The organism is Streptomyces sp. NPDC006602, from assembly GCF_042870385.1.
In the GTDB taxonomy this organism is placed as follows: Bacteria; Actinomycetota; Actinomycetes; order Streptomycetales; family Streptomycetaceae; genus Streptomyces.
Genome location: NZ_JBIAHG010000014.1, coordinates 15836 through 33731, shown reverse-complemented (window position 1 = coordinate 33731; position 17896 = coordinate 15836). Strand labels below are relative to the sequence as shown.

Annotated in this window: 13 protein-coding genes and 2 pseudogenes; 12 read left to right on the top strand and 3 right to left on the bottom strand. The window is 68.2% G+C overall.

The genetic code is table 11. The features are described from left to right. Nucleotides 1-196: 196 nt before the first annotated feature. The 7 genes and pseudogenes from ACFYO2_RS29740 to ACFYO2_RS29710 all read left to right on the top strand — a co-directional run bounded on the left by ACFYO2_RS29740 (nucleotide 197) and on the right by ACFYO2_RS29710 (nucleotide 9410). Nucleotides 197-565 (top strand): BlaI/MecI/CopY family transcriptional regulator, encoded by a 369-nt coding sequence (locus ACFYO2_RS29740; RefSeq protein WP_388355195.1) that lies wholly within the window; start codon nucleotides 197-199, stop codon nucleotides 563-565. Then, nucleotides 562-1470, top strand: a complete 909-nt coding sequence (locus ACFYO2_RS29735; protein ID WP_388355193.1) for a M56 family metallopeptidase — start codon at nucleotides 562-564, stop codon at nucleotides 1468-1470. The genes ACFYO2_RS29740 and ACFYO2_RS29735 overlap by 4 nt, the downstream gene beginning before the upstream one ends. Nucleotides 1471-1595: 125 nt before the next feature. Continuing rightward, nucleotides 1596-3245: a PucR family transcriptional regulator gene (locus ACFYO2_RS29730; RefSeq protein ID WP_388355192.1), complete on the top strand. Its 1650-nt coding sequence runs from the start codon at nucleotides 1596-1598 to the stop codon at nucleotides 3243-3245. Between the two features lie 399 nt (nucleotides 3246-3644). Further along, complete coding sequence (locus ACFYO2_RS29725) at nucleotides 3645-5108, top strand: amino acid permease (protein ID WP_388355191.1); 1464 nt, start codon at nucleotides 3645-3647, stop codon at nucleotides 5106-5108. Nucleotides 5109-5224: 116 nt separating this feature from the next. Beyond that, nucleotides 5225-5533 (top strand): annotated as a pseudogene (locus ACFYO2_RS29720) (SpoIIE family protein phosphatase); the annotation flags it as partial. Between the two features lie 517 nt (nucleotides 5534-6050). Next, complete coding sequence (locus ACFYO2_RS29715; RefSeq protein ID WP_388355190.1) at nucleotides 6051-7367, top strand: phosphatase PAP2 family protein; 1317 nt, start codon at nucleotides 6051-6053, stop codon at nucleotides 7365-7367. Between the two features lie 366 nt (nucleotides 7368-7733). Further along, nucleotides 7734-9410, top strand: a complete 1677-nt coding sequence (locus ACFYO2_RS29710; protein ID WP_388355188.1) for a flavin monoamine oxidase family protein — start codon at nucleotides 7734-7736, stop codon at nucleotides 9408-9410. A gap of 148 nt (nucleotides 9411-9558) precedes the next feature. On the opposite strand, the pseudogene ACFYO2_RS29705 reads toward ACFYO2_RS29710, so the two are convergent. The 3 genes and pseudogenes from ACFYO2_RS29705 to ACFYO2_RS29695 all read right to left on the bottom strand — a co-directional run. Next, nucleotides 9559-9717 (bottom strand): annotated as a pseudogene (locus ACFYO2_RS29705) (Uma2 family endonuclease); the annotation flags it as partial. Between the two features lie 327 nt (nucleotides 9718-10044). After that, nucleotides 10045-10563 (bottom strand): hypothetical protein, encoded by a 519-nt coding sequence (locus ACFYO2_RS29700; RefSeq protein ID WP_388355186.1) that lies wholly within the window; start codon nucleotides 10561-10563, stop codon nucleotides 10045-10047. A 104-nt stretch (nucleotides 10564-10667) separates the two neighbouring features. Further along, a complete protein-coding gene (locus tag ACFYO2_RS29695) occupies nucleotides 10668-12635 on the bottom strand; it encodes an amino acid transporter (protein ID WP_388355184.1) in 1968 nt (655 codons plus the stop codon). A gap of 493 nt (nucleotides 12636-13128) precedes the next feature. Here ACFYO2_RS29695 and ACFYO2_RS29690 point away from each other — a divergent pair, with 493 nt between their 5' ends. From ACFYO2_RS29690 to ACFYO2_RS29670, 5 genes are read left to right on the top strand one after another with little or no spacing between them, the layout of a single operon-like run. Further along, complete coding sequence (locus ACFYO2_RS29690; RefSeq protein WP_388355182.1) at nucleotides 13129-13272, top strand: hypothetical protein; 144 nt, start codon at nucleotides 13129-13131, stop codon at nucleotides 13270-13272. Further along, the gene (gene kdpF, locus ACFYO2_RS29685) at nucleotides 13269-13358 is read left to right on the top strand and encodes a K(+)-transporting ATPase subunit F (RefSeq protein ID WP_009326374.1); all 90 of its coding nucleotides are present in this window, start codon (nucleotides 13269-13271) and stop codon (nucleotides 13356-13358) included. Before ACFYO2_RS29690 ends, kdpF begins: the two co-directional genes overlap by 4 nt. 32 nt (nucleotides 13359-13390) lie before the next feature. Beyond that, entirely contained in the window at nucleotides 13391-15070 is a 1680-nt protein-coding gene (kdpA, locus tag ACFYO2_RS29680) for a potassium-transporting ATPase subunit KdpA (protein WP_388355436.1), read from the top strand. Then, on the top strand, nucleotides 15067-17193 hold the full coding sequence (gene kdpB / locus ACFYO2_RS29675; RefSeq protein WP_388355180.1) for a potassium-transporting ATPase subunit KdpB: 2127 nt from the start codon (nucleotides 15067-15069) through the stop codon (nucleotides 17191-17193). Before kdpA ends, kdpB begins: the two co-directional genes overlap by 4 nt. Before the next feature lie 5 nt (nucleotides 17194-17198). Continuing rightward, a complete protein-coding gene (locus ACFYO2_RS29670) occupies nucleotides 17199-17867 on the top strand; it encodes a potassium-transporting ATPase subunit C (RefSeq protein ID WP_388355178.1) in 669 nt (222 codons plus the stop codon). Nucleotides 17868-17896 lie beyond the last annotated feature (29 nt).

Sequence of the window (17896 nt, the reverse complement as noted above, 5' to 3'; positions counted from 1 at the left end):
GGCCGCGGCGAACGGCCTGACCCCTTCCACCGGTGCCGAACGGCCCCCACCGGGACCCAAGAACCCGGTGGGGGCCGCTTCGTCATCCGTGGGACGGACGCGGGAGCGCCGCGCACTACGATGAACGTCCACGCGAAGGAGTCGCTGGAGACACCGGAGACGCTGGAGTCGCGTTCCGGGAGCGAAGGGGGCGGTCGTGCGTCAGCTGGGTGAGCTCGAGGCGGAGATCATGTACCGCCTGTGGGCCTGGGGGCGACCGGCCACCGCGCGTGACGTCCTGACCGACATCAACAAGCAGCGGCCCATCGCCTACAGCACGGTCAAGACCGTGGCCGACATCCTGTACCGCAAGGGCCTGCTCAAGCGGCACAAGGAGGGACGGGCCTGGGTGTACACACCCACCTGCACCCGTCAGCAGTACACGGCGTCGCTGATGCAGGAGGCGCTCGGCGGCAACCCGGATCCGGCCGGAACCCTGGTCAGTTTCCTGGAACAGATGACGCCGGAGGAGGCGAACGCCCTGCGCTCGGCGCTCCGAGCGGTGAAGAGGCGGGGCGAGGCATGATCCCAGCCGTGGTGCTGGCCGGATACGCGATCCTGGTGGGTGTCACGGTGCCGTCCCTGCTGTCGCGGGCACGGTGGCCTCATCGGGCACCGGTTCTCGCGGTCTTCGTCTGGCACGGGCTCATGGCGACGTTCGTCGTCACCACCGCGCTCTCCGTACACCACGTGATGCACGCGGCGCCTCATGCGCACGACGGCTTTGTCGGCCTGCTCATCGGATGCGCGCTGACCGACCACGCCCCGGCGGGCGGGACCGCGCCCGTTTCGGTCGATGCCCTGGCGTTCGTCGTTCCCATGGTGATCGTCCTGCTGCCCTTCGGCTGGTTGCTGTACTGCGCATGGCGGGCTCGCCGAGCGCGGCGGCGACACCTCGACGCGCTTGCCCTCGTCGGCGAGCCCGCTCCCGAACTCGGCGCCACCGTCGTGGACTACGGCGTTCCGGCCGTCTATTGCCTGCCCGGCCGCTGCCGTCGTGTCGTCATCACCCGGGGTGCCCTGGACGTCCTGTCCGAGGCGCAGTTGAGGGCCGTCCTGGAACACGAGCGCGCGCACATCGAGGGCCGGCACCATCTGCTCCAGGTACTGGTGGAGGCGTTCTCCCGTGCCTTCCCCGGCCTGCCGCTCGCTCGGTACGCCAAGGAGCAGACGGCTCTGCTGGTGGAGATGATCGCGGACGACCGCGCCCTGCGGCTCCATCCGCGCGAAGTCCTCGCCACCGCGATGTGCGAGGTCGGGTCGGCCCCGGCACCGCAGGCGGCCCTCGGCGCGGGCGGCGCCGGCACCCTCATCCGACTGCGCCGCGTCCTCATCCCGCAGTCCCGGCCGCATCGGGCGGCCTGGCTGGGCGGGGTCGCGGCGACGGTCGTCGGTGCGCTGCTGCCGTTCCTGATGGCATGCGGGCTCTGATCCCGCGCGACCGACCGGACGGTGCGTGCCGAGCGGCCTGACCGAGCCCTACTAGTCTCGGGGTCGTACTCCAGCTCGCGAGGAGCACCAGGGCTCCGGCGTGGCTCCCAGTAGAGGCGACGATCATGGATCCGGCCGAGGTACCTCCGCTCACAGCGGGCATCAGCCTGCGTCAGTTGCTGATGGCCCTGGGGGATTCGCTGGTGGAGGTGCAGGCCGCGCCCGCCGGACTGGATGTCGAGATCCGCGGCGTCGCCCTGCTCGACCCCGAGGATCCGCCGACCGCCCGGCCGGGCGAGCTGGTCCTGGTCATCGGTGCCCGTGGCCGAGCCGCCTGTCCGGCGCTGCGGGCCGCCGGGCGCGACGGAGCAGCCGCCGCCGTGGTCAAGCTGGACGGTCCCGGCCAGGCCGCGGCCGTCAGCGAGACCGCCGCCGAGGCAGGGGTCGCCCTGCTCTCGTTGCGCAGCGAAGCGCGCTGGGAACAGGTGAACGCGCTGGCCCGCGCAGCCCTCGACGACGCGCCGCCGGCTCGGCCCGGCGAAGGAGCCGAGGAGGGTGACCTGTTCTCGCTCGCCCAGACCACCGCCGTCCTGACCAGTGGCATCGTCAGCATCGAGGACGCCGCCAACCGGGTGCTGGCGTACTCCCGTTCCACCGACTCCGACGAGATCGACGACCTTCGGCGGCGCTCCATCCTCGGCTGGCAGGGACCGGAGGCGTATCTGGCGAAGCTGCGCGAGTGGGGCGTGTTCCAGCACCTGCACTCCAGCGACGAGGTGATCAGTATCGACAGCCACCCCGAGCTGGGGATCCGCCGCCGGCTCGCGGTGGCCATCCGGTCCGGGGACCGGCAACTGGGGACCATCTGGGTGCAGGAGGGATCGACGGCGCTGTCCGAACGCTCGGAGCAGGCGCTGCTGGGTGCCGCCCGGGTCGCAGCCCTCCACCTGGTGCGCCGCCGCCGGGAGCTCCCGGAGGACCTGACGTTCACCCGGACCCTGCTGGCCGGACTGCTGGAGGGGAGCACCGGGCCGCAGCCGCTCGCCACCCACCTGGGATTCGACGCGACCCGCCCGGCCGCCGTCCTGGGCTTCTCGTACGGGACCACGGAGGCGTACGAGAGAGCGGAGGTCGTCGCCGCACCGGAGCTGACGCACACCGAGGTCACCAACCTGGTCTCCGTGCACATCGCCGCCCGGCACCGCAGCGCACTGGTCACCCAGGTCGATCCCCGCATCTACGTACTCCTGCCCCAGCTGCCCCGCAGCATCGACACAGACACGCTGCGCGGCTGGGGCAAGGAGATCACCGACGCCGCACGCCGCCACCTGGGTCTGCCGCTGCGCGGCTCGATCGGTTGCGTGGTTCCCGGGCTCGGAGACGTCCCACGGTCACGCCGCGAGGCCGACCGCATCCTCGACGCCATGGTGGGGGCCGACGTGTTCACCCCGGTGGCCGCGCTGCCGGACATCCAGGCGGAAGTACTGGTCAGCGAAGTACTGACGCTGCTTTCCGCCCACTCCGAGATACGGGATCCGCGACTGACCGCCCTCCTCTCGCACGACAGCCGGCACCAGAGCGGTCTGGCCGAGTCCCTCCTGACCTACCTGAACTCCCTCGGTGATGTACGGGCGGCCGCCGCCCAGCTGCATGTGCACCCCAACACGCTGCGGTACCGCCTTCGCCGGGCGGAGGAGCTGACGGGTCTCGACCTGAGCCGTCCCGACCAGCGTCTGCTCGCCATGCTCCAACTGCGGCTGCCGCCCACCACGTGATCCGGCTGCCGCCCACCGCCCGCTCCGGCTGCCGCCCACCATCCGATGCGGCTTCCGCATTGGCCAGTCGCACAGCCATCGAGGGCGAGTCTGTCGACCTCCACAAACACATCACCCGATGACCCCTCATACGCTTGCGCAAATCCATTTCCGCAAGTGATGTGGACCGCCTCTCACGAGGAGACGGAGCGAAGCACGGACGTACAGGTGGCGACCCCGTCACCTGTACGGCATCCGGATACCGCGCCCCGCAACGTGATCGCTTTCGGGAATCTTCAAGGCCATGCCCGGCCCCCCGCTGCTCACACCGCTCCGGCGATCGAACGCTCCGGCGACCCGGCGATCCGGACAGCCACTCCCCGCACGGCTCTCCGTCCCAACCACCCCATGGATGTCGACATGACTACACGTCCCCCTGATTCCCTGGCCTCTGACAGCGCTCCACCCACCCGTGGTCAGCCTCCGGAGCAGCAGGCAGGTCTGCAGGCCGGTCTGAAGAACCGCCATCTGTCCATGATCGCCATCGGCGGCGTGATCGGCGCCGGTCTCTTCGTGGGCTCCGCCTCCGGGATCGCCGCCGCCGGGCCCGGCATCCTGCTCTCGTACGCACTGGTCGGCGCCCTGGTCGTCTTCGTGATGCGCATGCTCGGCGAGATGGCCGCGGCCAACCCGAGCTCCGGCTCCTTCTCCGCCTACGCGGACCGGGCGCTCGGCCGCTGGGCCGGCTTCTCGATCGGCTGGCTGTACTGGTTCTTCTGGGTCGTCGTACTCGCCGTGGAGGCGACCGCCGGCGCCGTGATCCTCGAAGGGTGGGTGCCGGCGGTACCGCAATGGGCCTGGGCACTGATCGTGATGGTGGTCCTCACCGCCACGAACCTGATCTCGGTCGGTTCCTTCGGCGAGTTCGAGTTCTGGTTCGCCGGCATCAAGGTCGTCGCCATCGGGGGCTTCATCATTCTCGGCGGCCTGGCGATCTTCGGTGTGCTGCCCGGCTCCGACCATGCCGCGACGGGTTTCGGCAACCTCACCGAGCACGGCGGCTTCCTGCCGAACGGACCGAGCGCGATCCTCACCGGCATCCTGCTGGTCGTCTTCTCCTTCATGGGCAGCGAGATCGTCACCCTCGCCGCCGGTGAGTCCTCGGATGCGCGGCGGGCGGTCGCCAAGGCCACCCGGAGCGTGATCTGGCGGGTCGGCGTCTTCTACGTCGGCTCGATCCTCGTGGTGGTCACCCTGTTGCCGTGGAACGATCCCTCGATCGCCGAGAAGGGCTCGTACGTCGCGGCCCTGGACTCGATCGGCATCCCGCACGCCGGCCAGATCATGAACTTCATCGTGCTGACCGCCGTGCTGTCCTGTCTCAACTCCGGCCTCTACACCGCCTCCCGGATGGCCTTCTCCCTCGGGCAGCGCAGCGACGCCCCGCGGTCCTTCGTGCGGACGAACGCGCGAGGTGTCCCGCAGAACGCGATCCTGGCCTCCGTGGCCTTCGGCTTCGTGGCCGTCGGCTTCAACTACCTGTGGCCGGACACGGTGTTCCAGTTCCTGCTGAACTCCTCGGGCGCGGTCGCGCTCTTCGTATGGCTGGTCATCTGCTTCTCGCAACTACGGATGCGGGGAATCATCCTGCGCGAGAACCCGGACAAGCTCGTCGTGCGGATGTGGCTGTTCCCGTATCTCACGTGGGCGACGATCGCGATGATCTCGTTCGTACTCCTCTACATGCTCACCGACGACAAGGAGGGCGGCGGGCGGAGCCAGGTGCTGCTCTCCGTGCTCGTGGCCGCTCTGGTGATCGCGGTCTCCCTGGTCCGGGAGCGGATGCGCACGAAGAGCCCCGAGGACGCGGTCGCGCCCCGGTAGCCGCCGCGGACTGCCGTACGGCCTCCCAGGCTCCCCGCTTCTTCGGCGGGGAGCCGTCCGTGCTCCGCACGCGGGTCCGCCGGACGCGGGCGCCGGTGCGCGGGCTTGCGGCGGAGGCGGTGGAGCCCACCCATCCGGCTCCGCCCCTCGGGCTGCGCGCCCTCACGGGCGAGACCCCCGCCCTCCAGGTGCTGCCCTTCGCCGACGGCGATCAACTGCTGCTCTACACCGACGGGGTCACCGAGGCCCGCGACCACGGCCGCGAGTTCTACCCGCTCGCCGAAGGCCTGGCGCGCCACTTGTCCGACGAGCCGGCCCGTACCCTCACCGCGCTCCATGACGAACTGCTGGCGCATGTGGGCGGCCGCCTGCACGACGACGCGGCGTTGCTCCTGCTCCGCAAACCGGCCGTGTCCGAACCGGCCGTGTCCGAACCGGCCGTGTCCGAACCGGCTGTGTCCGAACCGGCTGTGTCCGAACCGGCTGTGTCCGAACCGGCCGTGTCCGAACCGGCCGTGTCCGACGGCTCGCGCTCCCAGTCCTCCGCGGTGTCCACTCCCCGGGATCAGCCTCAGGTGCCGTATCACCAGGCTGACGTGAACGTTTAGGTTTGACCCCAGCCTGGCCCGATGCGGCCTGCGTGGCTTCGTGGGATGAGGTTCCAGGGATACGCCGCCGACTGGACGTCGATCTCGACAATTCAGGAGCCGTGGCGGGAACCCGGACTGTGTTCTTTCCATCTTCTCCCGTCGGACGGGCTGCTCTTCGTGCGGGAGTAAGTGACCCTGGCCGAAAGGTGGCGAGCGAAACTCACTCTGATCTTTAACTAAATTCTATGGAATCGGCCGAAAATTGAGATATACACCCTTTCGGGATTTTTCGCGAATAAAATGCAGAATAACCGCCCCCGAGTGGCCTCAACCACGGGCGAGACTCTGGGCCGTGGCGGGTGTCGCGGCCCTCGGATTCCTCATCGCGTTGGAGGTCGCCGCACGTCGCTACGGCCTGCCGGGGCCGATCACCAGCCAGGTGCGCGAGGTGATATTCCCCCCCAAATCCGGATTCCTGTTGTACGCCGGTATGGCGTTGATGATGGTGGTGCTCACCTGGCGGCAACGGTTCATCGCGGCCGGTGCCGCGATCGGTATCGACGTTGCCTTCCTGGTGGTCAGGTGGGCGGTCCACGCCAAGGTGACCGACGGCCACCCCTTCGGCAACGGTGCGTTGTGGGTGATTCTGGGCTGTGCGGTCATCGCAGTCACTCGCCGCACCGGCCGAGAACGGGTCCTGCTGCTGAAGGGCGTCGGGCTGGGCCTGCTGCTGGTGGCCGGCCGCAAGACCGGCGACACCTGGCTGCTCATCACCTCCAAGACGCGCCCGGCGGTGCTCGACCAGTACGTGGCAACCGCCGATCAAGCGCTGGGCGACCCGTCGTGGCTGGTAGGCCGGATTGTCACGGCCACCGGCTCGATCGGCTTCAATTTTCTCGACATCGTCTACGGTCAGCTCGCGGTGGCCGCGGTCGTCGTCGCGCTGTACCAACTGCGCAACGTGGCGGTCGAGCGCCGCTTCCCGACGCACCATCTGGTGCGCACTTTTCTGGTGATCGGCCTCCTCGGGCCCACCATCTACATGATCTTCCCGGTGGTCGGACCGGTCTTCGCCTACGGCACCGGCGCCGAGCACTGGGCGGCGGTCAGCCTGTGGTCGCCAACGCCGCCCAGCGAGCAATGGGCGGTGGCCGACCTTTGGCCGCAAACGCCGCCGCCGATCAATGCCCCGAACCACATGCCATTCGACGACATCACCCCACGGAACTGCATGCCCAGCCTGCACACGGCGTGGGCTACCGCGATCTTCATCCATTCCCGGAAGGGCCCATGGATGCTGCGATTCGCGGGAACGTTCTGGCTGATGGCCACGCTCACCGCAACGCTGGGATTCGGCTACCACTACGGCGCCGACCTCATCGCCGGCGTGGTGTTCACGCTCACGATCGAGGCAGCTCTGCGCTCGCTCGACCGCGGCTGGGACAGGTCAGGGATCCAGCTGGTCGCCTACGGCGCAACCGTCTTCGCGGCGCTCTTGGTGTCCTACCGCTATCTGCCGTTGGAGATGGCCAGGCATCCGTGGCTGTCCGGCCCACTTCTCATGCTGGCGATGACCTCTGTGATCTACGGATACGTAAGGACCGTCGCCCTGTGGGAAGCAAGAACCGCACCAGCACGGCAACCGGAACCGCAAGCCGAACTGGTCTGATGCGTGTCCACCAGCTTGCGGGCTGAGCGCGGCCGAGTAGTGCGGTCTTCTCTGAACGGCTGTGAACGGGGCTGAACGAGACGGAAACTGAGACGGACTGCGGCCCGAGGTGACCGTGCCGATCACGGAGGGGCCGACTGGCCCTGCCCGCCGACTTCGGGCGACTTCCGTGTTTTGGAGCCGCTGGTGCTGGGCTGTTCAGTGGCTCGGCGTTCTCGCGGAGAGCCTGCCCAAAACCACCGTGGCCGCAAGGGGCCGTTCGCGGAGGGCGGCGTGTCGTAACGCGACGCTTTCTTCAGGTGACACTGCGTGATATTCGTTGCTCTCTGTAGTTTTCCTGAACGACATGGCTGGAGGAGCGCAACGATGGATCAGTCGGGCGAGGGTGCCTCGCGTCGTCACTTCCTGAGCATGGCCGGGGCCGCCGCTGCCTCGGCGACACTGGCGCAGGTCATGACCGGAGCCGTGCCGGCGTCTGCGGCGGCTGCCACCGACGGGCTGACGAAACCGGTCAGGAAGGTGGACAACGGCAAGACGGTGGTCATCCTCGGCGCCGGCCCCGCCGGCCTGGCGTCCGCGATCCGGTTCTCGGAGGCGGGCTACCGGGTGACGGTGCTGGAAGCCCAGAACCGGGTGGGGGGTCGCACGCTGACCGCCCGCCCAGGCGTCGAGGTCAGCGAAGTGGGGGACGACGGTTCGGTTCTGAGCCAGACCTGCCAGTTCGACACGAACCTCTATCTCAACCTCGGCGCCGGCCGCATCCCGTACTGGAACCGGCGGGTTCTCGGTTTTTGCCGCAAGCACAAGGTTCCGCTGGAGCCGTACATCCACACCACCACAGCCAACCTGTACCAGACCGACAAGGCATGGGGTGGCACGCCCAAACCCAATCGCCGGATCGCCAACGACACCCGTGGCTACATCGCCGAGTACCTCACTCAGGCCCTGCAAAAGGGAACGCAGGCCGAAGACGGGCTGACCCCCGCGCAGCGCGAACGGTTCGGTGATCTTCTCGTCGAGTTCGGCGCACTCGACCCCACCGACAGGAGCTACGTGGGCTCCACGCGTTCCGGTCTGGCCAGGACCCCGACGGTCCTGCAGATGGAGGAGCCGGTCGATCCACTGCTCCTCAAGGATCTGCTGGCGAGTGAGTTCTGGGAGGACAATTTCTATCAGGACTCCAAGTTTCACTGGCACACCACGTCGTTCCAGCCGGTCGGCGGCATGGACTCCATCTGGCGCCGCGCGGCCGCCGCACTGCCGGACGGCACGATCACCTACGAGGCGCCCGTCCATGAAATCGCCCTGGACGGCAGCGCGGTGAGCGTCAACTGGACCGAAGGCGGCACGGAGCGTAGTCAGCGATTTGACTACTGCCTGAGCAACATCCCGATGTCGGTGTTGCGCAAACAAGTCACTCTCCGCAACTTCTCCGACGACTTCATGTCCGCCGTCCGGGGCGCGCCCTTCGCGGACGCCTGCAAGGTCGGCTGGCAGGCCAACCAGCGCTTCTGGGAGTCGGACAAGTATCAGATCTACGGAGGCATCAGCAGGATCGATCACGAGATCGAGCAGATCTGGTATCCATCCAACGACTATTTCTCAGCCACGGGCAAAGGCACGCTGACCGGCGCGTACAACCAGTACGAGAACGCAATCGCGCTCGGCAACCGCCCACATCAGGAGCGGCTGAGCGTGGCCCGCACAGCTGCGACGAAGCTGCATGACGAGTTCGCCAGCAACGCCATCGTCCCCGACCGGCTCGGCATGTCGATCGCATGGAAAAGGGTGCCCTACCAACTGGGTGCGTGGGCCGACTGGCGCGGGAACGACCCGGAGCACAAGAAGATGTACGCGACGGTGATCTATCCACAGGGCCAGGACAACTTCTTCGTGATCGGCGACCAGGCGTCCGCACTACCTGGCTGGCAGGAGGGGGCACTGATGTCGGCGGAGTGGGCGAGCGAGTGGATCATCGATGGGAAGCGCACGGTCCGCAGGCCCGTCAAGCAGGCTCCCGATGCGAGAAGCCTGACCACGTAGGCGATCCCCGCCCGTGATGGTACGGCGCAGCCGCGCAGCGCCGTACCTCCTACTCGAATCCGTCGGAGAATCCCACCCGTTCCTGGGCCAAGCAGCCAGTTCAGAGGAAGCAGCGACGAGTCGACGCGGTTCGTGTGATCGGCCTCGGCCTGGCCAGCCGGTTGTGCCGCTTGGACGCACTCGGACTCACGACGACCATCCCGTCCACGATCTCAATGCCGGCGCACTGCTCTTCGGACCAGGACTCGTACTCCTCTGCCGTGATCTGCTCATGCATCCACGCCGGGGCCACCATCTCGGCCGTCATGAAGCACCTCCCCGACACTGTGATGCGGGCCCGATCCCGCTGGATTCAACGTACTGTCTGCCTGCCGTCCGGCACGCTGGTCTCGCTCACGCCTCCGCCCCGGAGCGCGATCAGGTGGCGCTCGTGTCACGCCATCCGCTCACGCCTGCGGGGCGTTCCCACCTGCGGCGGAGAGGGCACGGGCGAGTCCGTAGCCAGTCCCGTTCGGCTCGCGTTCGACCGGCTAGTGGTGTGGGGAGGGCTCGGGGAGCGGGCCGGCTTCCAGCCGCTCCCAGAAGGACCTGTCGTCGGATGTCGGGCGAGCGCGGCCCGGTGACAGGGGCCTCCTTACGACATTCCCGATGCGCTGAGTACCGCCTGCGCAGTGGTGTCGTCGATCTGGTGGCCCAGACGTTCCAGGATGTCCGCTCCCTGGAGGAGGATCCCGTGTTCGAGGGAGCGGCGGACGCCCCTGTCGAGTTCGTGCCACAGCAGGGGGTTGGCGGCGAGGACGCGAGGGTCGAGTTCCAGGCGCCGGCCGTATGCGTCCCGGAGGACGAGGTGAGGGCTGACGTCGCCGTACTGCCATACGGAGGTCAACGCATCGGTTCGTATCACCTGGCGGCGCAGCGGGCCGCGTACGGCAAGCCAGCCGGGGCCGGCGCTGACGTGCTGCGGCAACAGGACGGCGAAGAGCGTGGCGGACAGAGCGGTCCACAGCAGGGCGCGGGATGCGGCCAGGGTGCCCGCGTCCCAGTCGAGGAGGAGGGCCAGGGCGGCGAAGACGAGGGCGCAGACGGTCGCGAACCAGGCGCTGCCGCGCCAGTGGCGGTCGTCGGCCGGGGCGGGGGGACTGCTGCTGCGCATACGGCCGACGGTAGGTCGAGACGGGGACCGGGGCACCTGCCGTTAACGGTGCTCTTACGCCAGGTGGCCGGTTCTTGACGGGATCCTGACGCCCTGCGTCTCGGTCAGCCGACGTGGACCCTGGGCCGCTGTTGCCGTTTCGGCTCTGCCTCGCGGAGAACCTCGCGGGTGACTGGAGCGACCTCGCCCTGGCCGAAGAGGAAGAAGCGCAGGAAGTTGGCGAAGGGCGTGCCCTCGGTCCACTCGAAGTAGATGTGCGGGATGCAGTTGGTTGTGTCGCGGACGTGGAGGAGGAGGGCGGCCAGGCCGTTGGGGATGGAGGAGGACTCAAGCGTCAGGACGCGGTAGCGATTGTGCAGGACCTCGCCGCGTACGGTCAGGCCGGCCTCGAACTCGGACGGGTCGGTGACGGTCACCTCAACGAAGACGAAGTCCTCCTGCTCCGGCAGGTCGTTGTCGTTGCGTATCTGCTCGGTCTTGTCGCGGTACTCGGCCTTGTCGCGCCGGTCGGGCTCGTTGGCGATGAAGCGGATACGGCGGTGGGACATGTCCCGGACGAAGCGCTCCGCCATGTCGTCCATCGTCACGCTGGTCACGCGGAGTTCGAAGGCGCGGGCCAGCCGGGACAGCAGCGAGATCAGGATGATGCCGGCGATGAAGCAGGCGCCGATCTTCACGCCGTCGGGGCGTTCGATGACGTTCGCGACCGTGACGTAGAGCAGGACCACCCCGATGACGGCGAAGGTGATGGTCCAGCCGCGCTGGCCGGCCTTGCGCGCGGCGATGGTCGCCGCGATCGCGGCGGAGGACATCAGCACTAGCACGCCGGTGGCGTAGGCGCCGCCCTGGGCGTTGACGTCGGCGTCGAAGATCCAGGTCACCAGGAAGGCGACCAGGGTGAATGTGATGACCATGGGGCGCACCGCGCGGGCCCACTGCGGGGCCATGCCGTAGCGGGGCAGATAGCGGGGCATCAGGTTGAGCAGCCCGGCCATGGCGGAGGCGCCCGCGAACCACAGGATGGCGATGGTCGATATGTCGTAGAGGGTGCCGAAGCCGTTGCCGAGGTACTGGTGCGCCAGGTATGCCAGCGCGCGTCCGTTGGCCTTGCCGCCGTCCTCGAACTCCTTCTCCGGGATCAGCACGGTGGTGATGAAGCTGGTGGTGATCAGGAAGACACTCATGATCAGCGCGGCGGCCGTGAGCAGCTTCTTGGTGTCCCGGATGCGACCCTTCGGCTCCTCCTCGGTGTCGCCCGGGTCGCCCTTGACGTGCGGCATCACCGCGACGCCGGTCTCGAAGCCGGACAGGCCGAGCGCCAGCTTCGGGAAGACGATCAGGGACACGCCGATCATGACGAAGACGTTGCCGTGCTCGGCGGTCAGGGCGCTGGACCAGTCGGTGACCACGTGGCCCTCGGCGATCACGTGCCAGAAGCCGACGACCACGACGACGGCGTTGAGGCCCAGATAGGTCACCACCAGCGCCACCGCGACGCCGATCGCCTCCAGGAAGCCCTTGAGGAACACCGCGCCGAGCAGCGCCACCAGGATGAGGGTGATCACCATCTGCTGGCCGTGCAGGACATCGGTCAGGTGCGGGTTCTCGATCAGGTGGGTGGAGGCGTCGGCCGCCGACAGGGTGATGGTGATCAGGAAGTCGGTCGCTGCGAAGCCGAGCAGGGTCAGCACGAACAGCTTGCCCTGCCAGAACGAGAGCAGCCGCTCCAGCATCGCGATCGAACCCTCGCCGTGGGGACTCTCCTCGGCGACCCGCCGGTAGACGGGCAGGGCGCCCGCCAACGTGACGATGACGAGCACGATGGTCGCTATCGGTGACAGCAAGCCAGCGGCCAGGGCGGCGATGCCCGGCTGGTAGCCGAGGGTCGAGAAGTAGTCGACACCGGTCAGGCACATCACGCGATACCAGCGCTGACCCTTGTGCGCGGGCTCGGGCTCGGGCTCGGGCTCGGCGTGCGGCCCCGTGCGGCCGCCGCCTTTGCCCATGTCGGACAGTCCTTCCAGGAGCCACGTCCGCAGACGGCTCGCGGGCGGACGTTCGGTGGTGGCCATCGACGTGCTCTCCCAAGGTGCGGCTCAGCGTGGGTCCGGCCATCACGCGGACGGTCTGATCAGCGTAAGCGGAGAGTGACACGTGGGCCTACGCCTCACTCGTCGGAAGGCGTCAAGACCGCGTTAAGGTCGGCGGGCGCACCCGGACGGCGCGGCAAGGTGGCGAGGTCTCCGGCTGTGGGGTGTGGAATCGGCCACACGGGTGTTCAAAGGCATCGGCTGGAGACGTAACCAGCCTCATCCGGAGCGGCGGCGAGCCGACGACCAAGCTTGTCACCCGCCGATGACGGTGCCCCTGTGGCGGAGCAGCGATCGCCGCGTCAGCCCCGGCTGGGCCGGCGGCGCGGTGGGTCTTCTCCTTGCGGCGGCGACGGAGGCAGACGTCCGCCGACTGCGGTTCCGGCTGAGTGCCTGTGTCTCCGTCGTCGTAAGAGTCCCGTCAAGGATTGGCGGGCCGCCGTCAGGGACCCGTCAACGGCGGTGGAATCCGGCCATGGGGGGCGGTTTCCTTTCTAAGCGTCCCTGCCGGATCACCTCATTCCAGGAGCACCCGATGGCCGATGCGGCCTTCGTCCTCACCACGGTCGCGGTATTCGCGCTCGTGGCTCTCGTCGCCAAAGGGGTGACGAAGCTGTGACCGCCGAGAACGTCGTCGGCCTGGTCGTGGCCGTCGCCCTGCTGGGTTATCTCGTCCTGGCCCTGATCTTCCCGGAGAGGTTCTGACGGTGACATCAGCTGCTACCGCAGCGGGAGACATCGGTCCCGTGCTGGCTGGAGTGCTCCAGCTGCTGGCGCTGATCGCCGCGCTGGCGCTCGCCTACATCCCCCTTGGCAACTACATGGCCAAGGTCTACTCCTCCGACCGGCACTGGCGGGTCGAGAGATGGATCTACAAGGGCATAGGTGCCGACCCCGACACCGAGATGCGCTGGCCGGCGTACCTGCGCGGCGTGCTGGCCTTCTCGGTCGTCAGCGTCCTCTTCCTGTACCTGCTCCAGCGGCTCCAGGGCGTCCTGCCCGCTTCGCTCGGCTTCTCCTCGATCACCCCGGCGCAAGCGTTCAACACCGCCGCGTCCTTCGTCACCAACACCAACTGGCAGTCGTACTACGGCGAGCAGGCCATGGGGCACGTCGTGCAGACCGCCGGGCTGGCCGTACAGAACTTCGTGTCGGCCGCGGTCGGCATGGCGGTCGCGGTGGCGCTGGTGCGCGGTTTCGCCCGGTCGCGGGGCGGTGAGCTCGGCAACTTCTGGTCGGACCTGGTGCGTGGTGTCACGCGCATCCTGCTGCCGGGTGCGGCGATCGCCGCCGTGGTGCTGGTGGCGTGCGGTGTCATCCAGAACTTCTCCGGGATCCATGAGGTCGGGCAATTCTTCAATGGGCACAGCATGGGCGGCTCGCAGCAGTGGAACGGCGGTGCGGTCGCCTCGCAGGAGGCCATCAAGGAGTTCGGCACCAACGGCGGCGGCTATTTCAACGCCAACTCGGCGCATCCGTTCGAGAATCCGACGCCGTTCACGAACCTGTTCGAGATCTTCCTGCTGCTGGTGATCCCGTTTTCGCTGACCCGGACGTTCGGCGTGATGGTCGGCAGCGTGAAGCAGGGGTACGCGATCCTCGCCACGATGGCGACCATCTGGGTCGGCTTCGTCGCCCTGATGATGTGGACCGAGTTCGCCCACCACGAGGGCGCGCTGCAGATCGCGGGCGGGGCGATGGAGGGCAAGGAGGTCCGCTTCGGCGTCGGTTCCTCGTCGATCTTCGCGGTGTCGACGACGCTCACCTCGACCGGTGCGGTGGACTCCTTCCACTCCTCCTTCACCGGCCTGGGCGGTGGCATCACCATGCTGGGCATGATGCTGGGCGAGATCGCGCCCGGCGGTGTCGGATCCGGCCTCTACGGCATGCTGGTCATGGCGGTCATCGCGGTGTTCATCGCCGGTCTGATGGTGGGCCGTACGCCGGAGTACCTAGGCAAGAAGATCGGCACCCTCGAGATCAAGCTGGCGGCCTGTTACATCCTCATCACCCCGGCGCTGGTCCTGGTCTTCACCGCGGCCTCCATGGCGCTGCCGACCCCGCCGCACTCCATGCTCAACTCCGGCGCGCACGGCTTCTCCGAGGTGCTGTACGCCTTCACCTCCGCGTCGAACAACAACGGCTCGGCCTTCGCCGGCCTGAACGCGAACACCGACTGGTACAACACCATGACCGGACTCGCCATGCTGCTGGGCCGCTTCCTGCCGATGGTGTTCGTGCTGGCGCTTGCCGGCTCGCTTGCCGAGCAGAAGCCGGTGCCGGTGACTGCGGGCACCCTGCGCACCGAGAAGCCGCTGTTCACCGGCCTGCTGGTGGGCGCGATCCTGATCATCACCGGTCTGACGTACTTCCCGGCCCTGGCGCTGGGCCCGCTCGCCGAGGGGTTGGCGGCATGACCACGGACACCAAGAAGCACGAGGACTCCATGTCCACTCCCACTCTTGCGCCGCACCAGGACGCACCGACCGGACACAAGCCCGCCGAGGGACGTGTCGGGGCGGGCCTCTTCGACCCCAAGCAGCTGGTCAGGTCGTTGCCGGACGCCTTCCGCAAGCTGGACCCGCGGGTGCAGGTCAAGTCGCCCGTGATGTTCGTGGTGTGGATCGGCTCGGTGCTGACCACCGTCTTCTCATTCAAGGACCCGGGCGACTGGTTCGGCTGGGCGATCAGCGCGTGGCTGTGGCTGACCGTGGTCTTCGCCAACCTGGCGGAGGCGGTCGCCGAGGGCCGCGGCAAGGCCCAGGCCGACACCCTGCGCCAGGCCAAGGCCGACACCGTCGCCCGCCGTCTCGTGGGGGACCGCGAGGAACATGTGCCGGGTACGGAGTTGAAGGTCGGCGACCTGGTCGTCTGCGAGGCGGGCGACGTCATCCCCGGTGACGGGGACGTCATCGAGGGGGTCGCCTCGGTGGATGAGTCCGCCATCACCGGCGAGTCGGCTCCGGTCATCCGCGAGTCGGGTGGCGACCGGTCCGCCGTCACCGGCGGCACGAAGGTGCTGTCCGACCGCATCGTCATCAAGATCATGACGAAACCGGGCGAGACCTTCATCGACCGGATGATCAATCTGGTCGAGGGCGCGGCTCGGCAGAAGACGCCGAACGAGATCGCGCTGAACATCCTGCTGGCGTCGCTGACCATCGTGTTCCTGCTGGCGGTGGCGACGCTGCCGCCGTTCGCCGACTACGCGGGCACCCACCTGACGATGGTCGTGCTGGTGGCGCTGCTGGTCTGCCTCATCCCGACCACGATCGGCGCGCTGCTGTCGGCGATCGGCATCGCGGGCATGGACCGGCTGGTGCAACGCAACGTGCTCGCCATGTCCGGCCGGGCGGTCGAGGCCGCCGGTGACGTCTCCACGCTGCTGCTGGACAAGACCGGCACCATCACCCTCGGCAACCGGCAGGCGGCGGAGTTCCTGCCGGTGCGCGGCACGAACGAGGCCGAGGTGGCGGACGCGGCCCAGCTGTCGTCACTGGCCGACGAGACCCCGGAGGGCCGCTCCATCGTCGTACTCGCCAAGGAGAAGTACGGCCTACGCGAGCGGCATCAGGGCGAGCTGGTCGGCGCCGAATGGATCGCCTTCACCGCCCAGACCCGGATGTCGGGCGTCGACGTGGACGGCCGGAAGATCCGCAAGGGCGCCGGCGGTTCGGTCATCGCCTGGGTCGAGGAGCAGGGCGGCACGGTCGCCGAGGACGCGGACGCCATCGCCCACCGCATCTCCGAGGCAGGCGGCACCCCGCTGCTCGTGGCCGTCCAGGACGGCCGGGGCGCCCGCGTCCTGGGGGTCATCCACCTCAAGGACGTCGTCAAGGACGGCATGCGGGAGCGGTTCGAGGAACTGCGCCGCATGGGCATCAAGACCGTCATGATCACGGGCGACAACCCGCTGACGGCCAAGGCGATCGCGGAGGAGGCGGGCGTCGACGACTTCCTCGCCGAGGCCACCCCCGAGGACAAGATGGCCCTCATCAAGCGCGAGCAGGCGGGCGGCAAGCTCGTCGCCATGACCGGCGACGGCACCAACGACGCACCCGCGCTCGCCCAGGCGGACGTCGGCGTGGCCATGAACACCGGTACGTCGGCCGCCAAGGAGGCCGGCAACATGGTCGACCTCGACTCCAACCCGACCAAGCTCATCGAGATCGTCGAGATCGGCAAACAGCTCCTGATCACCCGGGGCGCGCTCACCACGTTCTCCATAGCCAACGACGTCGCGAAGTACTTCGCGATCATCCCGGCGCTGTTCGCGGCGGTCTACCCGGGTCTGGACAAGCTCAACATCATGCAGCTGTCCTCGCCGGACTCCGCGATCCTGTCCGCGGTCGTCTTCAACGCGCTGATCATCATCGCGCTGGTGCCGCTTGCCCTGAAGGGCGTGCAGTACCGGCCGGTGAGCGCCGACAAGATGCTCCGGCGCAACCTCGGGATCTACGGCCTCGGCGGCCTCGTCGCTCCCTTCATCGGCATCAAGCTCCTCGACCTGCTCATCTCCCTTATCCCCGGGATCGGATGAACGACATGAACACCTCCGTTGCGAACACGGCCCGGTTGCTGGGGGCGGGCCTGCGCGCCCTCCTCGTGCTGACCCTGGTGACCGGTGTCATCTACCCACTGGTCGTCACCGGCGTGGCGCAGGCGCTGTTCAACGACAAGGCGAACGGCTCCGAGGTCAAGGCGGGCGGCAAGGTCGTCGGCTCGTCCCTGATCGGGCAGTCGTACACCCTGCCGTTGGAGAAGGGGCAGGAGACCCCGGAGCCGGACCTGAAGTGGTTCCAGGGCCGCCCGGCGAACGGCCTGGGCACGAACAGCGTGAACACCCAGTACAAGCTGCTGCTGTCCGGCGCGACCAACCTATCGGCCGACAACAAGGACCTCATCAAGCAGGTCGAGGCGGCCAAGGCCGCGGTCGTCAAGGACAACTCGGTGCCCGGCTACACGGTCAGGCCCTCGCAGGTGCCCGCCGACGCGGTCACCTCCTCCGCCTCCGGCCTGGACCCGGACATCTCCCCGCAGTACGCCGAGCTCCAGGTGCACCGCGTCGCGGAGAAGAACGGCCTTCCGGTCGCCGAGGTGCAGAAGCTCGTGGACAAGCACACCGAGGGCCGTTCCCTCGGCTTCATCGGCGAACCCCGCGTGAACGTCCTCGAACTCAACATCGCGCTGAAGGGCCTCGTGGCCAGGAGCTGATGGCGATGAGGCGCAGGAGGGAGTCGGCA

Bases quoted from the DNA above. Each gene is read 5' to 3' on its own strand.
- ACFYO2_RS29735 (WP_388355193.1), top strand. From the start codon at position 562: ATGATCCCAGCCGTGGTGCTGGCCGGATACGCGATCCTGGTGGGTGTC.
- ACFYO2_RS29695 (WP_388355184.1), bottom strand. From the start codon at position 12,635: ATGGCCACCACCGAACGTCCGCCCGCGAGCCGTCTGCGGACGTGGCTC.
- ACFYO2_RS29725 (WP_388355191.1), top strand. From the start codon at position 3,645: ATGACTACACGTCCCCCTGATTCCCTGGCCTCTGACAGCGCTCCACCC.
- kdpB (WP_388355180.1), top strand. From the start codon at position 15,067: ATGACCACGGACACCAAGAAGCACGAGGACTCCATGTCCACTCCCACT.
- ACFYO2_RS29700 (WP_388355186.1), bottom strand. From the start codon at position 10,563: ATGCGCAGCAGCAGTCCCCCCGCCCCGGCCGACGACCGCCACTGGCGC.
- ACFYO2_RS29730 (WP_388355192.1), top strand. From the start codon at position 1,596: ATGGATCCGGCCGAGGTACCTCCGCTCACAGCGGGCATCAGCCTGCGT.
- ACFYO2_RS29710 (WP_388355188.1), top strand. From the start codon at position 7,734: ATGGATCAGTCGGGCGAGGGTGCCTCGCGTCGTCACTTCCTGAGCATG.
- ACFYO2_RS29690 (WP_388355182.1), top strand. From the start codon at position 13,129: ATGGGGGGCGGTTTCCTTTCTAAGCGTCCCTGCCGGATCACCTCATTC.
- ACFYO2_RS29670 (WP_388355178.1), top strand. From the start codon at position 17,199: ATGAACACCTCCGTTGCGAACACGGCCCGGTTGCTGGGGGCGGGCCTG.